This window comes from Flavobacterium sp. YJ01 (assembly GCF_029320955.1).
Lineage (GTDB): Bacteria > Bacteroidota > Bacteroidia > Flavobacteriales > Flavobacteriaceae > Flavobacterium.
In genome coordinates, this window is record NZ_CP119757.1 from 3,690,644 (window position 1) to 3,707,106 (window position 16,463).

Sequence of the window (16,463 nt, forward strand, 5' to 3'; positions counted from 1 at the left end):
GAATCTCAGAACTTTAAAAAAAAAATTAATCAAAAAACTTAGCAATCGTGCAGTAGAATTCGTCTGGCACGAAAGGTTTGGTTATAACATCATTCATTCCAAAAGAAAGAAGCATATCTCTATTTTCGTCAAGCGAAATTGCGGTTAATGCAATAACAGGAGTTGTTTTGTCAAATTCACGAATCAATTTCGTAGCCGTAGTTCCGTTAATTCCAGGAAGGTGAACGTCCATTAAAATCATATCAAAACGCTTGATTTTTAAAAGCTCAACAGCATCTTCTCCATTATCTACAATTTCGCAGGTAATGTTTTTGTTTTCGAGCATTTTTCGAGTTATCATTTGATTGATTTTGTTGTCTTCAATCAATAAAATAGACTTGTCCATCAATTGTTTGTCATTGTATGGTTTTACTTCCTCAATTACTTCCAAAGGTTCGTTATTAATTTTGAAATTTAACTTGAAGGTAAAAGTAGATCCTTTACCAACTTCACTTTTTAATTTTATTTCGCCTCCTAATAGTTCAATTAGTTTTTTTACAATGGTAAGTCCTAAACCTGTTCCGCCGTATTTTCTATTCACTTCTATAGATCCTTGTGAGAAACTTTCAAAAACAGTTTGAAGTTTATCTTCAGGAATTCCGATTCCGGTATCTACAATTTCAAAATAAACTGTAGCATTTTCCTCTTCCTGCGAATACAATTTTGCAATAACATTTACGTGTCCGTTTTGCGTAAACTTTAAAGCGTTGTTAATTAGGTTTAATATAATTTGAGATAATTTGGTCGGATCTCCCATTAAATTATCTGGAATCGAATTGTCTATTTCTAAATTGAAATAATTTCTATTGGCAGTAGCTAACTCTTTTAAGGAACTTTGAATATTAAAAAGCAATTCTTTCAAATTAAAGCTGATATTTTCTACTTCAACTTTAGTCGAATCGATTTTATTAACTTCAAGAATTTCGTTGATAAAAGTTGTCAGATAATTTCCTGAAAACTTTAAAGATTCTAAATATTTTAACTGCTTTTTCTTCGGATTATCTTCTAATAAAATATGTGTAATTCCGTTAATCGCATTTAACGGCGTACGCAATTCGTGACTTACCGTAGACAAAAACTCAGATCGGGCTTTTGATGCTTTTTCGGCTTTGTTTTTAGCTAAAATTAATTCTTTATTTTTTTCGCGAAGCAGTAAATTATTCTGATTTCTAATGATATTATTTTTGTATAAAGCTAAACTCAGAAGCGATAAAATAGAAATTAAGGCAATAGCCAAAATACTTACCAGTTTAGAATAACGATAAGTTTTTAATTGAAATTTCTCTTCACTTTCTTTTTTTATAGAATTGTTTAAAGATTGGTTTTTCTTGAATTTTTCGAATTCATTCAAATCAACTTTAGCATTTTTTAATTTTAAAAGATAATTTTCCAGCTGATAATGTTCGTCTAGATAAGAGTACGCCAAATCATAATTTTTGCTTTGCTTATAATACTGGCTTATTGCTAAAACAATTTTAGATTTTTTTACAAAGTCATTGTTTTTTGCATTGTATTCTAGAGCATTATCCAAATAAATAATAGCAGAATCATTTCTTTTGAGCTGCGTTTCTATTAAACCTAATTGATAATAAGAATCTGCTTTGGTTTTTATTAGAGCACTATTGTCTGGTTTTTTTACAATTTTTTGAAATGTTTTTGCCGCTAAAGGGAGATTGTTGTTGGTTTTTAAAGCCATTGCAATCTGATAATTCAAAACATCGGCGTGATCTTCAATATTTAAGTCTTTTAATAACTGTTGCGCCTTTTCGTAATAAATAGCAGCTGTTTTATAATCGCCTTTCGCGGTATTGCTTAAACCAATATAATGAAGCGCTAAAACTTTTGTACAGCTAGGTTTTAAAGTGTCAAATAGAGAAACTGTTTTATGAAAATTCTTTAAAGCGTCTTCAAACTTTCTTTGGTTGTAGTAGATTTTGCCAAGTTTTAAAGTCTGTACAGCTAAATTTTCTTTTTTGCCATTTATCTCACAGAAATTGATTGATTTTTGAGTGTAAAAAACGGCCTGACTAAACTTTTTATTATTGAGATTGTAGTTGGCTAACTTGTTATAATAGGTAACACTATCCGTATTCTTTTTGGTTTGAGAATACAAAAACGAGTTAAATAAACAAACAACAATAAAAAGATAGTATTTCATGTATGGCAATGCTTTTACAATGAACCTTATTTTTTTCTTATTAGTAAAATTAAATCAATCAATCTGGATGAATAGCCAATTTCGTTATCGTACCAACCCACAACTTTTACCATTTTATCGATAACCGAAGTTAGCTGAGCATCAAATAAACAAGAATGTCTGTTGCCAATTACATCAACCGAAACAATAGGATCTTCTGTGTAATCTAATATTCCTTTTAAATTTGTTTTGGAGGCTTCTTTAAATGCTTTATTTATTTCCTCAATAGTAACCGCTCGTTTTACATTGAAGGTAATATCTGTTAATGAACCATCTGGAACTGGAACACGAATACCGCATCCGCCCATTTTGTTGTGCAATTTAGGAAAAATTTTTGTTAAAGCCTTAGCCGCACCTGTAGTTGTTGGAACAATTGACTGACTGGCACCTCTTGCACGTCTTAAGTCCTTATGGGGCTGGTCGTGAAGACTTTGGTCTGTTGTGTAAGAATGGATGGTTGTAATGTAAGCTTGCTCGATTCCGCACAATTCCTCGATTATTTTTATCATCGGAGCAGCATTGTTTGTCGTGCAGCTTGCATTAGAAACTATATCTTCATTTCCGTCCAAAATATTTTCATTAACTCCAAGAACGACGGTTTTTATGGTGTCGACTTCTGAAGGTGCCGAAAGTATAACTTTTTTTGCTCCAGCTTCAAGATGTGCGTTTAATTCTTCGTGAGTTTTGTATTTTCCTGTTGATTCAATCACAATATCAATCGAATGCGATTTCCAGTCTAAGTTGGAAATACTCTTTTCGTGAAAAAAGAAAAAATGCCTTCCGTCTACAATAATGCTATTTTCGTCATGACTGACTTCAAATGGCAAAACACCGTGAATGCTGTCATATTTAATTAAATGCGACATGGTTTTATTGTCTGCGATGTCGTTAATAGCAACAACTTCGATTTCAGGATGATTCAGAAGTAGACGGAATAGATTTCTTCCAATTCTTCCAAATCCATTAATGGCAATTCTTGTTTTCAATTATTTGGTTTGTTCGTTTAACCGTTGAAACCGTTTAATTGATTAATCGTCAAATGCATCAGGGATTAAACGATTAATCAATTAAACGATTGAACTTAAATTTATAAAATGTGTTTTTGTGCTTTGTATGAAGAACGAACAAGAGGTCCGCTTTCAACATGTCTGAAACCTAATTCAAGACCAAATTGTTCGTATCGAGCAAATTGTTCAGGCGTAATAAATTCTTTTACAGGAAGATGTTTTTTACTTGGCTGTAAGTATTGTCCAATAGTAACAACATCTACGTTTGCATTTCTTAAATCGGTCATGGTCTGAAAAACTTCTTCTTCAGTTTCTCCAAGACCAAGCATAATTCCAGATTTAGTTCTGTTGATGCCTTTTTCTTTTAAATAACGCAACACTTCTAAACTTCTGTCATATTTTGCTTGAATACGAACTTCACGAGTTAAGCGACGGACTGTTTCCATGTTATGAGAAACCACTTCTGGATTAGCTTCAATAATACGATCTAGATTTCTTTCCATTCCTTGAAAATCAGGAATAAGAGTTTCAAGAGTAGTTTGAGGATTCATTCTGCGAATAGCTCTAACGGTTTCCATCCAAATAATAGAACCTCCATCTTTCAAATCATCTCTGTCTACACTTGTAATTACAGCATGTTTGATGTTCATTATTTTGATAGAACGCGCCACTTTTTCAGGTTCGTCCCAATCTACCGTTTCAGGTCTGCCTGTTTTTACACCGCAGAACCCGCAAGAACGAGTACAAACATTTCCTAAAATCATGAAAGTAGCTGTTCCTTCACCCCAGCATTCTCCCATATTTGGGCAGCTTCCTGAAGTACAAATGGTATTTAAACTATATTTATCAACTAAACCTCTAAGTTCAGTATATTTTTGTCCGATTGGTAATTTTACTTTTAACCACTTTGGTTTTCCAGTAGGTATATTTTCAGTGACTGTTTCCATATATCAATAATCAAAGCACAAAGATACGGAATGTAGTTTATTTAGAGATGTTTATTTACTTTTCGTTTGCTTTTATTGCTTGTAGAGATTATTGGTTTTTTTTAAGCTTAAATGTTAATAGTTGATTTTAAAAACAGGAATTGTTGTTTTTTTATTAAAGAATATTTAGATTTTTAATGTATGATTTGTGTTTTTTTAAATTTCAAATTCCAGTCTTAATCTGTTACAAATTTGACTTATGAAGGATGAAGAGAAAATCATGTGATATTAATTTTGTTTTTAATTTAACATTTTTTGAAACATGAAAAACAGAATTTTCGCTTTAGGGATTTTATTTGCAGTTTTAAGCTTTACTAAGATGAATGCCCAAATACTTTCAGATAAGGCGATGGGAGCTTTAGGGAAAGGGGTTTCGGGATTTACTTTTAGCGATGCAGATGCAGCAGCATTAGCAAAACAATCTATTGATGAAATGGATGCAAATAATCCTGTTGCCATGACTACAGATGGCTACGCTATCCGATTAAATCGCTTATTTGGCAAGCATACTTCTAGCGAGGGAGTGACTTTGAATTATAAGGTTTATTTGGTGAAAGATATAAATGCTTTTGCTTGTGCAGATGGGAGTGTTCGTGTTTTTGCAGGTTTAATGGATGTTATGGATGATAATGAATTGCTTGCTGTAATTGGTCATGAAATCGGGCATGTTGTAAATCACGATACTAGAGATGCAATTAAGGCAGCTTATAAAAAAGAAGCTCTGTTAGATGCAGCTTCTTCTCAATCAGGAAAATTTGAAACTATTTCAAAATCGCAATTAGGAGTTTTAGGAAGTGCAATGATTGATAGCAAACATAGCAGAAAACAGGAATCTGAGGCAGATTTATTTTCGTATAATTTTATGAAAAAGAATGGTTATGATGTTAACGCAGTTGAATCGGCTTTTAGAATTCTGCAAAAATTAAGCGAAGGAGCAGATTCTTCTTTTATTACTAAAATGATGAGTTCGCATCCTGATTCGGGCAAAAGAGCCGATGATGCTAAAAAAAGAGCTGTAAAAGATGGTTTATACAAGGCTTATGTGCAACAGAAAATTGTAAATACTGCACCAGTAAAAACTGTAACTAAAACTCCAACTAAAACAACAGCAAAAAAGAAGTAATTAGTTACTGATAAAAATAGAAACCGGTAAACATTAAAGTTTATCGGTTTTTTTATGAACTAATATTGGAATAATAGTTGTAAGTTGTTAGTATATAGTTTGTTGAAAATTCATATCTTTAATTGTTGAAAAAACAAATTCATTATGAAATGAAATAGCATTTTGTTGTGCTAGATTTGTTGTTAAATTGTAATTATAAAAATATGAAAAAGAAATTTATAATAGCTAGTGTTTTATTCGCTGCATTCGGTATAACAAAAATGAATGCACAGATTAATTTTGGAGAGAAAGCCATTGGCGCTGTTCAAAAAGGAGTTACTGGTTTTACTTTTAGTAATGCAGATGCTGCTAAATTATCTAAAGAAGCTGTCGATAAATTAGACGCAGAACATGAAATTGCAGGTCCAACAGATGGTTATACTTTAAGATTAAATCGAGTTTTTGGAAAACATGCTTCTGGTGACGGATTTACTTTAAATTATAAAGTCTATAAATTGAAAGAAGTAAATGCTTTTGCAACTGCAGACGGAAGTGTTCGTGTCTATTCCGGTTTGATGGACATTATGGATGACAATGAACTAATTGCTGTAATCGGACACGAAATTGGTCACGTTGCCAATAACGATTCCAGAGACGCTATTCGTGCAGCTTACCAAAAAGAAGCTTTAATGGATGGAGTTGCTTCTCAATCGGCAACGGTGGCAACAGTTACAGATAGTCAGCTTGGTAAAATTGGAAGTGCTATTATTGACAGCAAATACAGCCGTAAACAAGAATCTGAAGCAGATTTGTTTGCTTACAATTTTATGAAGAAAAACGGTTACGATGTAAATGCTGAGGAATCTGCTTTTAGAATTTTAGCAAAAATGAGCCAAGGATCTCAAGCTTCATTTATTGATCAAATGATGAGCTCGCATCCTGATTCTCAAAAAAGAGCAGACGATGCTAAAAAGAGAGCAGAAAAAGATGGTGTGTATAAACCTTATGTGCAGCAAAAAATTGTAAATACTGTTCCAGCAGCTACTACAACTAAAAAAACAACGACTACAAAGAAAACAACAACGACAAAAAAGAAATAATAAGTTGTTTTTAGAAATATAAAACCCGACAAATTAAAAATTTGTCGGGTTTTGTTTTTTATCCTAATACGTGAAAAGCTAGAATTTTTTGTACTTCGTAAACGTTAACCGATTTGTTGAATTGTTTTACAATACTTGGCTGTTGTTCGCTAGAAATCCAAATTTTTAACTCAGCATCAAGATCGAAAGTTCCTGCAGTTTCTACGCTAAATCTTGTAATGTTTTTGTAAGCAATAGATTTATACTCTGTTTTGCTTCCCGTTAATCCTTGTACATCAACCAAGATTAATCTTTTGTTGGTAAATATAAAAGTATCTCGAATAAGTTTAAAACCCATTTCGATTTCTTCATTTGTAGTTAAAAGCTGTCCGTACTTTTTAATTAAATCTTCTTGACTTACAGAACCTGCATTGCCAAGTATTGCTGAAAATATTCCCATTATTTTGTTCTTAATTAGTTAAAATGAATTTCGTTTTGAAGGAGTAAAAGTAATTGATTTTAAAATAAAAGTAAACAAAAAAGCAGAACCGAAGTCCTGCTTTTTGAGCGTTTAAAAATATTTAATTTATTCCAATTCTGTTTTTACTGTAATTGGAAGGCTATATGCTGTTCTCACAGGTTTTCCGTCTAGGATTCCTGGACTCCATTTTGTTTTTAATGATTTTAAAACTCTAATTGCTTCTTTACCCATTCCATAACCTGGATCGTTTTTTACTGTAATATCAGTAAGTGAGCCATCTTTTTCAACGATGAAGAAAACATATACTTTTAATGTTTTTTCCATATCAAGATCAGGTCTGCGGAAATTATTTCCTACATATTTGTAGAATTGTGCAATTCCGCCTGGAAACTCAGGAACTTTGTCCAAAATTGCAGAAGAAACTGGCTCATTAGTAGATGGGGCAGCTGATGCTACATCTCCATTTCCTCCACCTCCTGTTGTTGGCATTGCGTTTACAGCAGTTCCATTTCCAGTAGTATTTACAACAGCTGGAGCGTTTTCAGTGTTAGGTGCAATATTTTCAACTGAGTTTTCGGTGGTTGCAACCACAGGATTAGTCAGCTGAATTGCTTCTGTCGTGCTCGCTACACTTTGTTCCATTATTGGAGCTGGTGGAGCTGGCGGTGGCGGTGCAATATTCGGGTCAACGTTGACCACTGTCATAGGATCCTCGTAAATAGGTGGTGTTTCTGTAGTAGGATCAGAAACTGGAGGTCTAAGTTTGTTAATGAGTACCGATGCACTTCCTATTACCGTTATTAACAATAAACCCATAAACAGAGCTGTAACAGAATTTTTGGAACTCTCTTGGCGTAATTGATACGCGCCGTACTCTTTGTTCTTATTCTCGAAAACAAGGTCAGTCCACTTGCTTTCATAAATACTTAATTTAGACATAATTTTTGGGTTTTAAGGTTAAGTAACTTTAAATCATACGCAGAAAGGGTTTGGGTTTGAGCTAACAACGTAAAAGTTGTAGTTTTAGTATTGTAGAAATATATTTTTTTAAGAATAAAAATACGAATAGTTTATTCTTTACCTAAAGATAATAAATTATCTATTACGTTCAATAATTTCTGCTAATAATTTTTTAGCACGTAAAAGTTTAACTTTTACACTGCTTAAAGGTTCATTTATCTTAACGGCAATTTCCTGATAAGACATTTCTTGAAAGTAACGAAGCTGAATTACTTCTTGATAATGAGGTTTGAGTTCTTTGATGCACAAGAGCAGACGCGAAAGATTCTGTTCTTTAATTAATGCATCTTCTGCTGATGGAGTAGGATCGGCAATGTTGTAAGCCTGCTGGTCTTCATTGTCTGTGATTTCTATAAAAAGACTGGTTTTCTTTTTTCGTAATAAATCAATATAGACGTTTTTTGCTATTGCAATAAGCCAGGTGTTGAATTGAAATTCAGCATTGTAAGAACCTATTTTGTCAAAAGCTTTTGAGAAAGTTTCTATAGTAATATCCTCTGCGATCGTTTCATTTTCGGTTCGCTTGAGCATAAAAGAGTACACTTCATTCCAGTAATGATCTAATAAAAAAGTAAAGGCGATTTGATCGCCTTTTTTTGCTTTTTCTATTTTAGAATTTATTTCCAATATACTGGTTTTGAAAAGATATTAGTTATAAAGATATTAATTTGTGTTAATATAAGCGCTATCTCGACAACTGGAAACCAAATTTTAAGGTCGTTTTCTTTCAGTTTTCCCGCAGAACATCCAATTACTGTCCAGACAACGGTGTATCGAGTTGCTAAAATTGCTAACACGGCAATCCATTGAAATTGAAAAGCCAGTAAAACTATAACTAATAAAAAGAAAAATAATTGTGAAAGGAAAAATAATCCTAACTGCATTTTGTCAAAAAACTTATAATGTTCTGCCGTAGAAATATGTCTTCTTTTCTGCGTAAACCATTCTTTATATGTTTTTTTTGGTTTCGAATACGTAAAACTTTCTGGAGTATAAGAAATTGTAGTATTCGTTTTATTTGCCGCCTGATTGATGAATAAATCGTCATCGCCAGAACGAATTTGAATGTGGTCAATAAATCCGTTTACATTAAAAAACTCTTCTTTTTTATAAGCCAAATTACGTCCGACACCCATGTATGGAGAACCTATTTTTGCCCAAGAAAAATATTGGATAGCGGTTAAAACTGTCTCAAAACGAATGATTTTATTTAAGAAAGAACGTTCTACTTTTTCGTAACCGCCATAACCTAAAACAATGGTTTTATTCATTGTAAATTGAGAAGTCATAGAAGTAATCCAATCTTTAGAAGACGGAAAACAATCAGCATCTGTAAATAATAAATACTCTTTTTTTGCCGCTTTAATTCCAAGAGTCAAAGCGTATTTTTTATTTCCCCAGAAAGCTTCGTTATTTTCTACTTTTACCAAACGAATGTTGGAGAATTCTTTTTCAAATTCTTCAAAAACTTCAAGAGTTTCATCGCTAGATGCATCGTCAATTAAGACGATTTCAAAATCTGAATAATCTTGCTGTGCTAAAAGCGGAATATATTTTTTTACATTCTCTTCTTCGTTTTTAGCGCAAACAATTACAGAAACAGGAAGATTTTTAGGTTTTACATGTTGAGGTTTTGCAAAAGCAAATTTTCCAAAAACACCTAAATAATAAAATAATTGAACTACGACAATAGCAATAAAAAAGTAAAATATGTATATAAGCATCTGATTTATTTGGTTCTATTAATTTTTTACGTTCTGCGACTGCAAATGTACTTATGAATTCCCTAAATTCAATAGCTAAACCGATTTTACTTTCGGCATTTTGACATTTCTTTTGCAACAGCTATAGACTGAGGGTTTTCGGTCTTTTCTAATTCTGTAATAATGTTTTTATAATTGTGATCGTCTCGGTTTTGAGAGAGTTTTTTTGTGGCTTGAATTTCGTCAATTTCTATTTCAAAACCAAATATTCCTCTGGCTTCGCGCATTGTTTTTGCTGATAAATCTTCAACTCGAACAGGATTTTCAGAATTTGCTTCGTATTTGTCTACTAGCTTTTTTAATTGTTCAACCGAAGTTTCGTAATCGACAATTTTGATTTTTCCGTAAACATGTACGGCTATGTAATTCCATGTAGGAACATTCTCGTGATCGTACCAGGAAGAAGAAATGTAACTATGCGGACCGGTAAAAACCGCCAAAACCTGATCATTTGCTGCAAAACCTTCTGCCTGCGGATTCAGTTTTGAAATATGTCCTTGTAAAATTTCTTTTCCGTCTGAATTAATTTCAAGCTCGATCGGAATATGAGTTGCGCACAATTTTCCGTTTGTCTGATTAATCAAGATTCCAAAACTATTCTCTTTTAAAAAAGCTTTGATTTCTTCTTGATTTTCGTTTTTGTATAAATCTGGTGTATACATTGTTGTTGATATTTGCCACGAATTTCACAAATTTCCCCGAATTAAATTTGTGCTAATTAGTGAAATTTGTGTTTTAAATCACATTCACTTCCGCTTCAATCTGAATTCCGAATTTTTCGAGAACGGTTTTCTGAACTTCTTTGGAAACTGCTAAAATTTCTTGTCCCGTTGCGTTTCCGTAATTTACTAAAACCAAAGCCTGATTTTTATGAACTCCAGCATCGCCAAAACGTTTTCCTTTAAAACCAGCTTGTTCAATCAGCCAACCTGCAGGAACTTTTACTTCGGTTTCTGAAACTTCATAAAACTTCATTTCTGGGAATTTTTGATGAATTTTCTCGAAATCAGATTTCAATAAAATCGGATTTTTAAAGAAACTTCCGCTGTTTCCTAATTCTTTCGGATCTGGCAATTTGCTTTGTCGAATGGCAATTACAGCATTGCTGACATCTTTTAAAGTTGGTTCGGAAATATTATTTTTTGCCAATTCAGCCAAAATATCTCCGTAAGAGGTATTGATTTTATGATTGCGTTTGGTCAATTTAAAAATAACCGAAGTTATAATATATTGGTCTTTTGCTTCGTGCTTGAAAATACTTTCGCGGTAGCCAAAATTACATTCAGCATTGTCGAAAGTTTTCATTTCCTGAGTTTCTATATTCATAGCTTCACAAGAAACAAACGTGTCTTTAATTTCGGTTCCGTAAGCGCCAATATTCTGAACTGGAGTTGTACCGACATTTCCAGGAATTAGAGACATATTTTCTAATCCGCCAAAATTATTGTCGATGGTATAAAGTACGAAATCGTGCCAAGTTTCGCCCGCCTGACTTTCTACCCAAACAAAATCGTCGTCTTCCTTTGTTATTTTTTTGCCTTTTAAATCGATATGAATTACCAAAGCGTCGATATCTTTCGTTAAAAGCATATTGCTTCCGCCGCCCAAAATAAACTTTTTCTCGTTTTTGTTTTCTGCTAAAACTGTTTTCAATTCAGCAATAGAATGAACGGCAACAAATTGTTTTGCACTGGCTTCAATGCCGAAAGTATTATATTTTTTTAAAGAAAAATTGGATTGGATTTCCATAAATAAAAGGCTTTTTAATATAGTTCAAAAGTATGAATTATAATTTATTTGTGGCTGTATTTTACCGCAAAGGCACAAAGTTTACGCAAAGTTCGCTAAGCTTTGCGTTCTTGGCGTAAATCTTAGCGGACTTTGCGTTTAAGTATCACGTAGATTAATCAATTCATGATATTTCTCCGAAATAATTTTCATGTTACTATCATAATTTGCGTTTTCTTCCACAAATTTTCTATTGCGAATAATCGTTTGATTTCTAGCTTCAGCATTTTCAAAAGACCAAATTAATTCATTGGCAAGCATTTCAATATCGTCGATTGTAATTAATTGCCCATTTTCTCGATGCGTAATCCAGCTTTGATTTCCCGGAATATCAGAAACCACGGGATAGCAATTGCAAGCCATTGCTTCAAATAAAGATGCCGAAACGCCCTCCGTAATAGGCATACTGATATAAATATTCGATTGCTGTAACAATTTAGGAAGTTCTGTATTCGGAATTCTTCCTGTAAATATCACTTTATTTTCGATTTGTAAATCTTTCGCTAAATTTTTCAAATAGTGCAATCTTGTTCCGTCGCCAACAATCGTCAAAGAAAAATCAATTCCTTTTTGATGTAAAATTCCGAAAGCTTTTAAAATAGAATCGTGTCGGTATTCTGGCATTAAAGAACGTGTTACAATCGCTTCAATTTTGTTTGAATTATTTATAGAAGGAGTAAAAATCGATAAGTCAATTCCTTTCGGAAGAACCAAAACTTTGTTCATGTCAACTCCAGATGCTTTCATGTGAATTGCCATGACAGGTCCCCAAGCGTGAATTAAATGCGCTTTCTCAAAAGCATATTTCTGAATGAATTTTTTAAAAGGATACAATGTAGATTCTTCAAGCCATAAATCGGTTCGGCCTTGCTGTGCGATTGCAATGGTTTTAGAACCAGATATTGCTGCAAGAAAACCATAACTTGTAGTTCTTTCTGCAATAACCATGTCTGGTTTTTCTTTTTTAATGATTTTTCGAATGGAAATAGGAGCGAAGAAATACTCTAAAATACGTTTGAATCTATTTGTTTTCGAATTGTTTGGAGTTTGAAGTTCCCAAGTAATAATTTCGAAATCCCCAAATTCCTTTAAGCCTTTCATCCAAGTTATGGCGTCGGCGCGATAGGATTCTCCAAGAAAAAGTATTTTTCTTTTCATTTGGTTATTATTTTTTGCCACAGATTAAAAAGATTAAATGGATTTTTGCTGTTGAGAAAAATAATCTGTGACAATCTTTTTAATCTGTGGCAAATAAAATTAAAATTCCTCAGTTTCTAAAGCGCGATTGATAAAATGATTTAGAGGTTTTAAAGCAATAAGTTTTTTGCTCATTTTCTCTACGAAATCTTTCTTTGTCACTTCAGAAATGTCATAAACTTGGGTTGCGGTGAAGCTTTTCAATTTTAAAAACTCGATTGCTGGATGATCTTTTTCGTAACCACGAGGCGGATTTTTAAGCGAATTATTTTCGTTTACATCTAAACTTCCGAACTCTTTTTTAAAGTTTTTATCATTTAGGATTTCCTGTAAATCATCGTAGAAGAATGCAATTTCTTTTCGGACTTTCTTTAATTCGTCAGCATCTGGCGAATAAAATCCTCCGGCAATAAAACTTGCACCTTTTTCGATATGAACATAATATCCTGAACGATTTGCGCCTTTTGCGCCAGCAGAAAGCCAAACGCCCAAATGTGCTTTGTACGGAGATTTGTCTTTAGAAAAACGAATATCACGATTAATTCTAAAGGTGCAATCTTTGATTTCAAGTAATTCTAATGAAGGATCGAGTGGTTTCATTGCATCCAAAAAACCACTTACCAATTGGTGGTAATCTTTTTTGAAAATTTCATATCGTTTTTTATTTTCCTGAAACCATTCTCTATTGTTGTTTCTTTTTAAATCGTCTAAAAATTGCAATGATTCTTTAGTCAGCATAATCAGTTTTTTTATTGCAGTTAATGTTTGGGCTAATTTAATGATTTAGTTCGCCACGAATTTCACGAATTTACACTAATTTTAATTGGTTATCGCTCAACTTTGACAAAGTTTAGAACTTTGTCAAAGTTTTTAATTCGTGTAAATTCGTGTAATTCGTGGCAAAAAAACTTTATAAATTAAATATTTTATAACTCTGATGTGTCGATTTTACAATTGCCTCAGTTCTTTCTGGATGTGTGTCAGAAATAAAAAGCTGGCCGAATGTTTCGCTGTTTACCATTTCTACAATTTTGGCAACACGAGTTTCATCCAATTTATCAAAAATGTCATCAAATAAGAGAATTGGTTTTACACCGCTTTGTTTTTTCAGAAACTCAAATTGAGCCAATTTTAAAGCAATTAGAAAAGATTTCTGCTGTCCTTGCGATCCGAATTTTTTTATCGGATGCGAATCAATTTCAAAAGACAGATCATCTTTATGAATTCCGACCGTTGTATATTGAAGTGCACGATCTTTATTGATGTTCTCCTGTAAAAGCACTAATAAATCCTTTTGAAACAAATGACTTTCGTAGACCAATTGCACGCTTTCTTCAGATCCTGTTATGGCTTGGTGGTGTCTATTAAATATAGGTATAAATTGTTCTAGAAATTCTTTTCGTTTTTCAAAAATCGATTTTCCATAACCTTGCAATTGCTCATTATATATAGACAAGGTATCATTGTCGAAAACATGATTCAAAGCAAAATATTTTAAAAGTGCATTTCGCTGCGTAATTACTTTTTGATACGCTATTAATTCGTGCAGATAATTAGCGTCCAATTGCGAAATAACGCTGTCCATAAATTTTCGGCGGGTTTCGCTGCCTTCTACAATTAAATCTCTATCGGCTGGCGAAATAATAACTAATGGAATAAAACCAATATGATCTGAGAATTTATCGTACGCTTTTCCATTTCGCTTCAAGACCTTTTTTTGTCCTTTTTTTAAACTGCAAACAATTTGCTCTGCTCTTTCATTTTTCTCCAATTCGGCATCAATTACAAAAAACTCTTCGCCATGTTTGATGTTTTGAACAGCCAATGGATTAAAATAACTTTTTCCGTATGCCAAATGATAAATAGCATCGAGCACATTGGTTTTTCCAATACCATTTTTTCCCACAAAACAGTTGATTTTGATGTCGAAATCAAAACTTGCTTCAGAAAAGTTTTTATAATTGAATAAAGATATTTTGTTTAAATGCATTTTAGAAAGACCTTATAAAAAAGATAAAGTTTGAAATTTTGCGTCAATTCTTTGTTTATTCTTCTGCCACAGATTATAATGATTGAAAAGGATTTTTTTTAAAAGCTTTTAATCTGTGAAAATCTGTGAAATCTGAGACTAAAAATAAATTTTTTAGTTTTGAGAAAGTTGATTTGAATTGAGGGTGCAAATTACCGAAAAATATCGATATAATTGGCTTTAGAGCAATTCTCGGCTGATTTATTTTAGCGCTTTCGCGAAAGGAAAAACGAATAACAAAAATAATTCCTTTAAATAAGTGATAAAATTGAAATTTTTTACCTCAGTTTCAAGAAAAATTTTATTTTTGCCGTTCACTAAATAAATTTTAAATGGCAACTTACAATAAAAGAGGATATAAGACACCAAAAGAAAAGGAAGTAAAAGAGGTTACTGAAGAACAACAAGTGGTTATTGACGAAAAAGACAGCACAACAGCTAGTGTTTTCTCAAAACTAGATGAGACAGCTTCAAAAACTGAGGATTGGGTGGCTAAAAATCAAAAAATCATTATTGGTTTAGTGGCTGGTTTTGCTGTTGTTACAATTGGATATTTGGCTTACCAAAGATTTATTGCAAATCCAAAACAAGAAGAAGCTGCAAGTGAAATGTTTGTTGCGCAACAAAACTTTGAAAAAGCTGTAAATGGTGTTTCTAGCGATTCATTGTTCAAATTATCATTAAACGGTTCAGAAGGAAAATTCGGATTTATCAAAATCGCTGACGAATATTCTGGAACAGATGCTGGAAATTTAGCAAACTATTACGCTGGTATCGCTTATTTAAATACAGGTAAATTTGATGAGGCAATTAAATATTTAGGTGAATTTAAATCTGAAGACGTAATCTTAAGCGCTTTAGCTAAAGGTGCAACTGGTGATGCTTATTCTCAAAAAAATCAGCAAAAAGAAGCTTTAGATTTTTATGTAAAAGCTGCTGAATCTAATAAAAATGATTTTACAACGCCTCGTTTCTTATTAAAAGCGGCTAAAACTGCTTTAGCTTTAGGGCAGAAAGAAGATGCTTTGAAATATTTAAATGATATCAAAGACAATTACGATACTGCGCCAGAAGCAGCATCAGTTGATGCTTTGATTGGATTAGCGCAATAATTATTATTATAGAGTTCAGATTTTAGATTTTAGATTTGTATTTTTACAATCTGAAATCAAAATTCTAAAATCTTAAATATAAAAGATGGCTACTGAAAATAAAAATCTATCAGAATACGATAAAAACACAATCCCAAATGCGAAAGACTTTCGATTTGGGATTGTTGTTTCTGAATGGAATGATACTATAACAGAAGGACTTTATAATGGCGCATTTGATGCATTAATTGATTGCGAAGTTCCTGCTCAGCAAATTATTCGCTGGAATGTTCCAGGAAGTTTTGAATTAATTTATGGAGCAAAAAAAATGCTTCAAACCCAAAATGTTGATGCGGTTATCGTAATTGGATGCGTAATTCAAGGACAAACAAAACATTTTGATTTTGTTTGCGAAGGTGTAACGCAAGGAATTAAAGATCTTAATGTTCAAACGGATATTCCTGTTATTTTCTGTGTTTTAACAGACAACAACATGCAGCAGTCAATTGATAGAAGTGGCGGTGTTCACGGAAACAAAGGAACTGAAGCAGCAATTGCCGCAATTAAAATGGCTTATATTCGTCAGCAAGCTTCTATAGCACATGCTTACAATCAGCCGTTGCTAACTTCAGGAGCGCTTCAAATTGAAGATTCTCCTAGGAAAATTGAGAACGAGTAAAACAC

At 32.7% G+C, this 16,463-nt stretch carries 16 protein-coding genes; 4 read left to right on the forward strand and 12 right to left on the reverse strand.

The window, feature by feature from the left end:
• Positions 1-25 precede the first annotated feature (25 nt).
• The 3 genes from P0R33_RS16205 to lipA all read right to left on the reverse strand — a co-directional run bounded on the left by P0R33_RS16205 (position 26) and on the right by lipA (position 4,190).
• Positions 26-2,197, reverse strand: a complete 2,172-nt coding sequence (locus P0R33_RS16205) for an ATP-binding protein (RefSeq protein ID WP_276172239.1) — start codon at positions 2,195-2,197, stop codon at positions 26-28.
• A 26-nt stretch (positions 2,198-2,223) separates the two neighbouring features.
• Entirely contained in the window at positions 2,224-3,222 is a 999-nt protein-coding gene (gap, locus tag P0R33_RS16210) for a type I glyceraldehyde-3-phosphate dehydrogenase (RefSeq protein WP_276172240.1), read from the reverse strand.
• Between the two features lie 101 nt (positions 3,223-3,323).
• Positions 3,324-4,190, reverse strand: coding sequence for a lipoyl synthase (gene lipA, locus P0R33_RS16215; protein ID WP_276172241.1), 867 nt, complete (start codon positions 4,188-4,190; stop codon positions 3,324-3,326).
• 301 nt (positions 4,191-4,491) lie between these two features.
• Here lipA and P0R33_RS16220 point away from each other — a divergent pair, with 301 nt between their 5' ends.
• Entirely contained in the window at positions 4,492-5,352 is an 861-nt protein-coding gene (locus P0R33_RS16220; protein WP_276172242.1) for a M48 family metalloprotease, read from the forward strand.
• 203 nt (positions 5,353-5,555) lie between these two features.
• Positions 5,556-6,431 (forward strand): M48 family metalloprotease, encoded by an 876-nt coding sequence (locus P0R33_RS16225; RefSeq protein WP_276172243.1) that lies wholly within the window; start codon positions 5,556-5,558, stop codon positions 6,429-6,431.
• Between the two features lie 58 nt (positions 6,432-6,489).
• On the opposite strand, the gene P0R33_RS16230 is transcribed toward P0R33_RS16225, so the two are convergent.
• The 9 genes from P0R33_RS16230 to recF all read right to left on the reverse strand — a co-directional run bounded on the left by P0R33_RS16230 (position 6,490) and on the right by recF (position 14,649).
• The gene (locus tag P0R33_RS16230; protein WP_184165795.1) at positions 6,490-6,870 is read right to left on the reverse strand and encodes a PH domain-containing protein; all 381 of its coding nucleotides are present in this window, start codon (positions 6,868-6,870) and stop codon (positions 6,490-6,492) included.
• A 126-nt stretch (positions 6,871-6,996) separates the two neighbouring features.
• Positions 6,997-7,830 (reverse strand): energy transducer TonB, encoded by an 834-nt coding sequence (locus P0R33_RS16235; protein ID WP_276172244.1) that lies wholly within the window; start codon positions 7,828-7,830, stop codon positions 6,997-6,999.
• 156 nt (positions 7,831-7,986) lie between these two features.
• Positions 7,987-8,538, reverse strand: coding sequence for a sigma-70 family RNA polymerase sigma factor (locus P0R33_RS16240; protein ID WP_276172245.1), 552 nt, complete (start codon positions 8,536-8,538; stop codon positions 7,987-7,989).
• A complete protein-coding gene (locus P0R33_RS16245) occupies positions 8,529-9,635 on the reverse strand; it encodes a glycosyltransferase (RefSeq protein ID WP_276172246.1) in 1,107 nt (368 codons plus the stop codon). The genes P0R33_RS16240 and P0R33_RS16245 overlap by 10 nt, the downstream gene beginning before the upstream one ends.
• 86 nt (positions 9,636-9,721) lie before the next feature.
• Positions 9,722-10,336, reverse strand: a complete 615-nt coding sequence (locus P0R33_RS16250; protein WP_276172247.1) for an FMN-binding negative transcriptional regulator — start codon at positions 10,334-10,336, stop codon at positions 9,722-9,724.
• A gap of 73 nt (positions 10,337-10,409) precedes the next feature.
• A complete protein-coding gene (gene murB, locus P0R33_RS16255) occupies positions 10,410-11,423 on the reverse strand; it encodes a UDP-N-acetylmuramate dehydrogenase (protein ID WP_276172248.1) in 1,014 nt (337 codons plus the stop codon).
• Between the two features lie 138 nt (positions 11,424-11,561).
• Positions 11,562-12,620 carry a glycosyltransferase gene (locus P0R33_RS16260; protein ID WP_276172249.1) on the reverse strand — a complete coding sequence of 353 codons (1,059 nt, stop codon included), beginning with the start codon at positions 12,618-12,620 and terminating at the stop codon, positions 11,562-11,564.
• A 99-nt stretch (positions 12,621-12,719) separates the two neighbouring features.
• Positions 12,720-13,397, reverse strand: coding sequence for a DUF2461 domain-containing protein (locus P0R33_RS16265; protein WP_276172250.1), 678 nt, complete (start codon positions 13,395-13,397; stop codon positions 12,720-12,722).
• Positions 13,398-13,569: 172 nt separating this feature from the next.
• On the reverse strand, positions 13,570-14,649 hold the full coding sequence (gene recF, locus P0R33_RS16270; RefSeq protein ID WP_276172251.1) for a DNA replication and repair protein RecF: 1,080 nt from the start codon (positions 14,647-14,649) through the stop codon (positions 13,570-13,572).
• Between the two features lie 371 nt (positions 14,650-15,020).
• On the opposite strand from recF, the gene P0R33_RS16275 reads away from it, so the two are divergent.
• Together P0R33_RS16275 and ribH are read left to right on the forward strand one after the other, a co-directional pair.
• Positions 15,021-15,800, forward strand: coding sequence for a tetratricopeptide repeat protein (locus P0R33_RS16275; RefSeq protein ID WP_276172252.1), 780 nt, complete (start codon positions 15,021-15,023; stop codon positions 15,798-15,800).
• An 85-nt stretch (positions 15,801-15,885) separates the two neighbouring features.
• Positions 15,886-16,458: a 6,7-dimethyl-8-ribityllumazine synthase gene (gene ribH, locus P0R33_RS16280; protein ID WP_276172253.1), complete on the forward strand. Its 573-nt coding sequence runs from the start codon at positions 15,886-15,888 to the stop codon at positions 16,456-16,458.
• The last annotated feature ends 5 nt before the right edge of the window (positions 16,459-16,463 follow it).

What these genes read in the sequence shown, in the direction of transcription:
- P0R33_RS16205 (WP_276172239.1), bottom strand. Translation starts at nt 2,197, where the DNA reads ATGAAATACTATCTTTTTATTGTTGTTTGTTTATTTAACTCGTTTTTG.
- lipA (WP_276172241.1), bottom strand. Translation starts at nt 4,190, where the DNA reads ATGGAAACAGTCACTGAAAATATACCTACTGGAAAACCAAAGTGGTTA.
- P0R33_RS16220 (WP_276172242.1), top strand. Translation starts at nt 4,492, where the DNA reads ATGAAAAACAGAATTTTCGCTTTAGGGATTTTATTTGCAGTTTTAAGC.
- P0R33_RS16225 (WP_276172243.1), top strand. Translation starts at nt 5,556, where the DNA reads ATGAAAAAGAAATTTATAATAGCTAGTGTTTTATTCGCTGCATTCGGT.
- P0R33_RS16230 (WP_184165795.1), bottom strand. Translation starts at nt 6,870, where the DNA reads ATGGGAATATTTTCAGCAATACTTGGCAATGCAGGTTCTGTAAGTCAA.
- P0R33_RS16235 (WP_276172244.1), bottom strand. Translation starts at nt 7,830, where the DNA reads ATGTCTAAATTAAGTATTTATGAAAGCAAGTGGACTGACCTTGTTTTC.
- P0R33_RS16245 (WP_276172246.1), bottom strand. Translation starts at nt 9,635, where the DNA reads ATGCTTATATACATATTTTACTTTTTTATTGCTATTGTCGTAGTTCAA.
- P0R33_RS16250 (WP_276172247.1), bottom strand. Translation starts at nt 10,336, where the DNA reads ATGTATACACCAGATTTATACAAAAACGAAAATCAAGAAGAAATCAAA.
- murB (WP_276172248.1), bottom strand. Translation starts at nt 11,423, where the DNA reads ATGGAAATCCAATCCAATTTTTCTTTAAAAAAATATAATACTTTCGGC.
- P0R33_RS16260 (WP_276172249.1), bottom strand. Translation starts at nt 12,620, where the DNA reads ATGAAAAGAAAAATACTTTTTCTTGGAGAATCCTATCGCGCCGACGCC.
- P0R33_RS16265 (WP_276172250.1), bottom strand. Translation starts at nt 13,397, where the DNA reads ATGCTGACTAAAGAATCATTGCAATTTTTAGACGATTTAAAAAGAAAC.
- recF (WP_276172251.1), bottom strand. Translation starts at nt 14,649, where the DNA reads ATGCATTTAAACAAAATATCTTTATTCAATTATAAAAACTTTTCTGAA.
- P0R33_RS16275 (WP_276172252.1), top strand. Translation starts at nt 15,021, where the DNA reads ATGGCAACTTACAATAAAAGAGGATATAAGACACCAAAAGAAAAGGAA.
- ribH (WP_276172253.1), top strand. Translation starts at nt 15,886, where the DNA reads ATGGCTACTGAAAATAAAAATCTATCAGAATACGATAAAAACACAATC.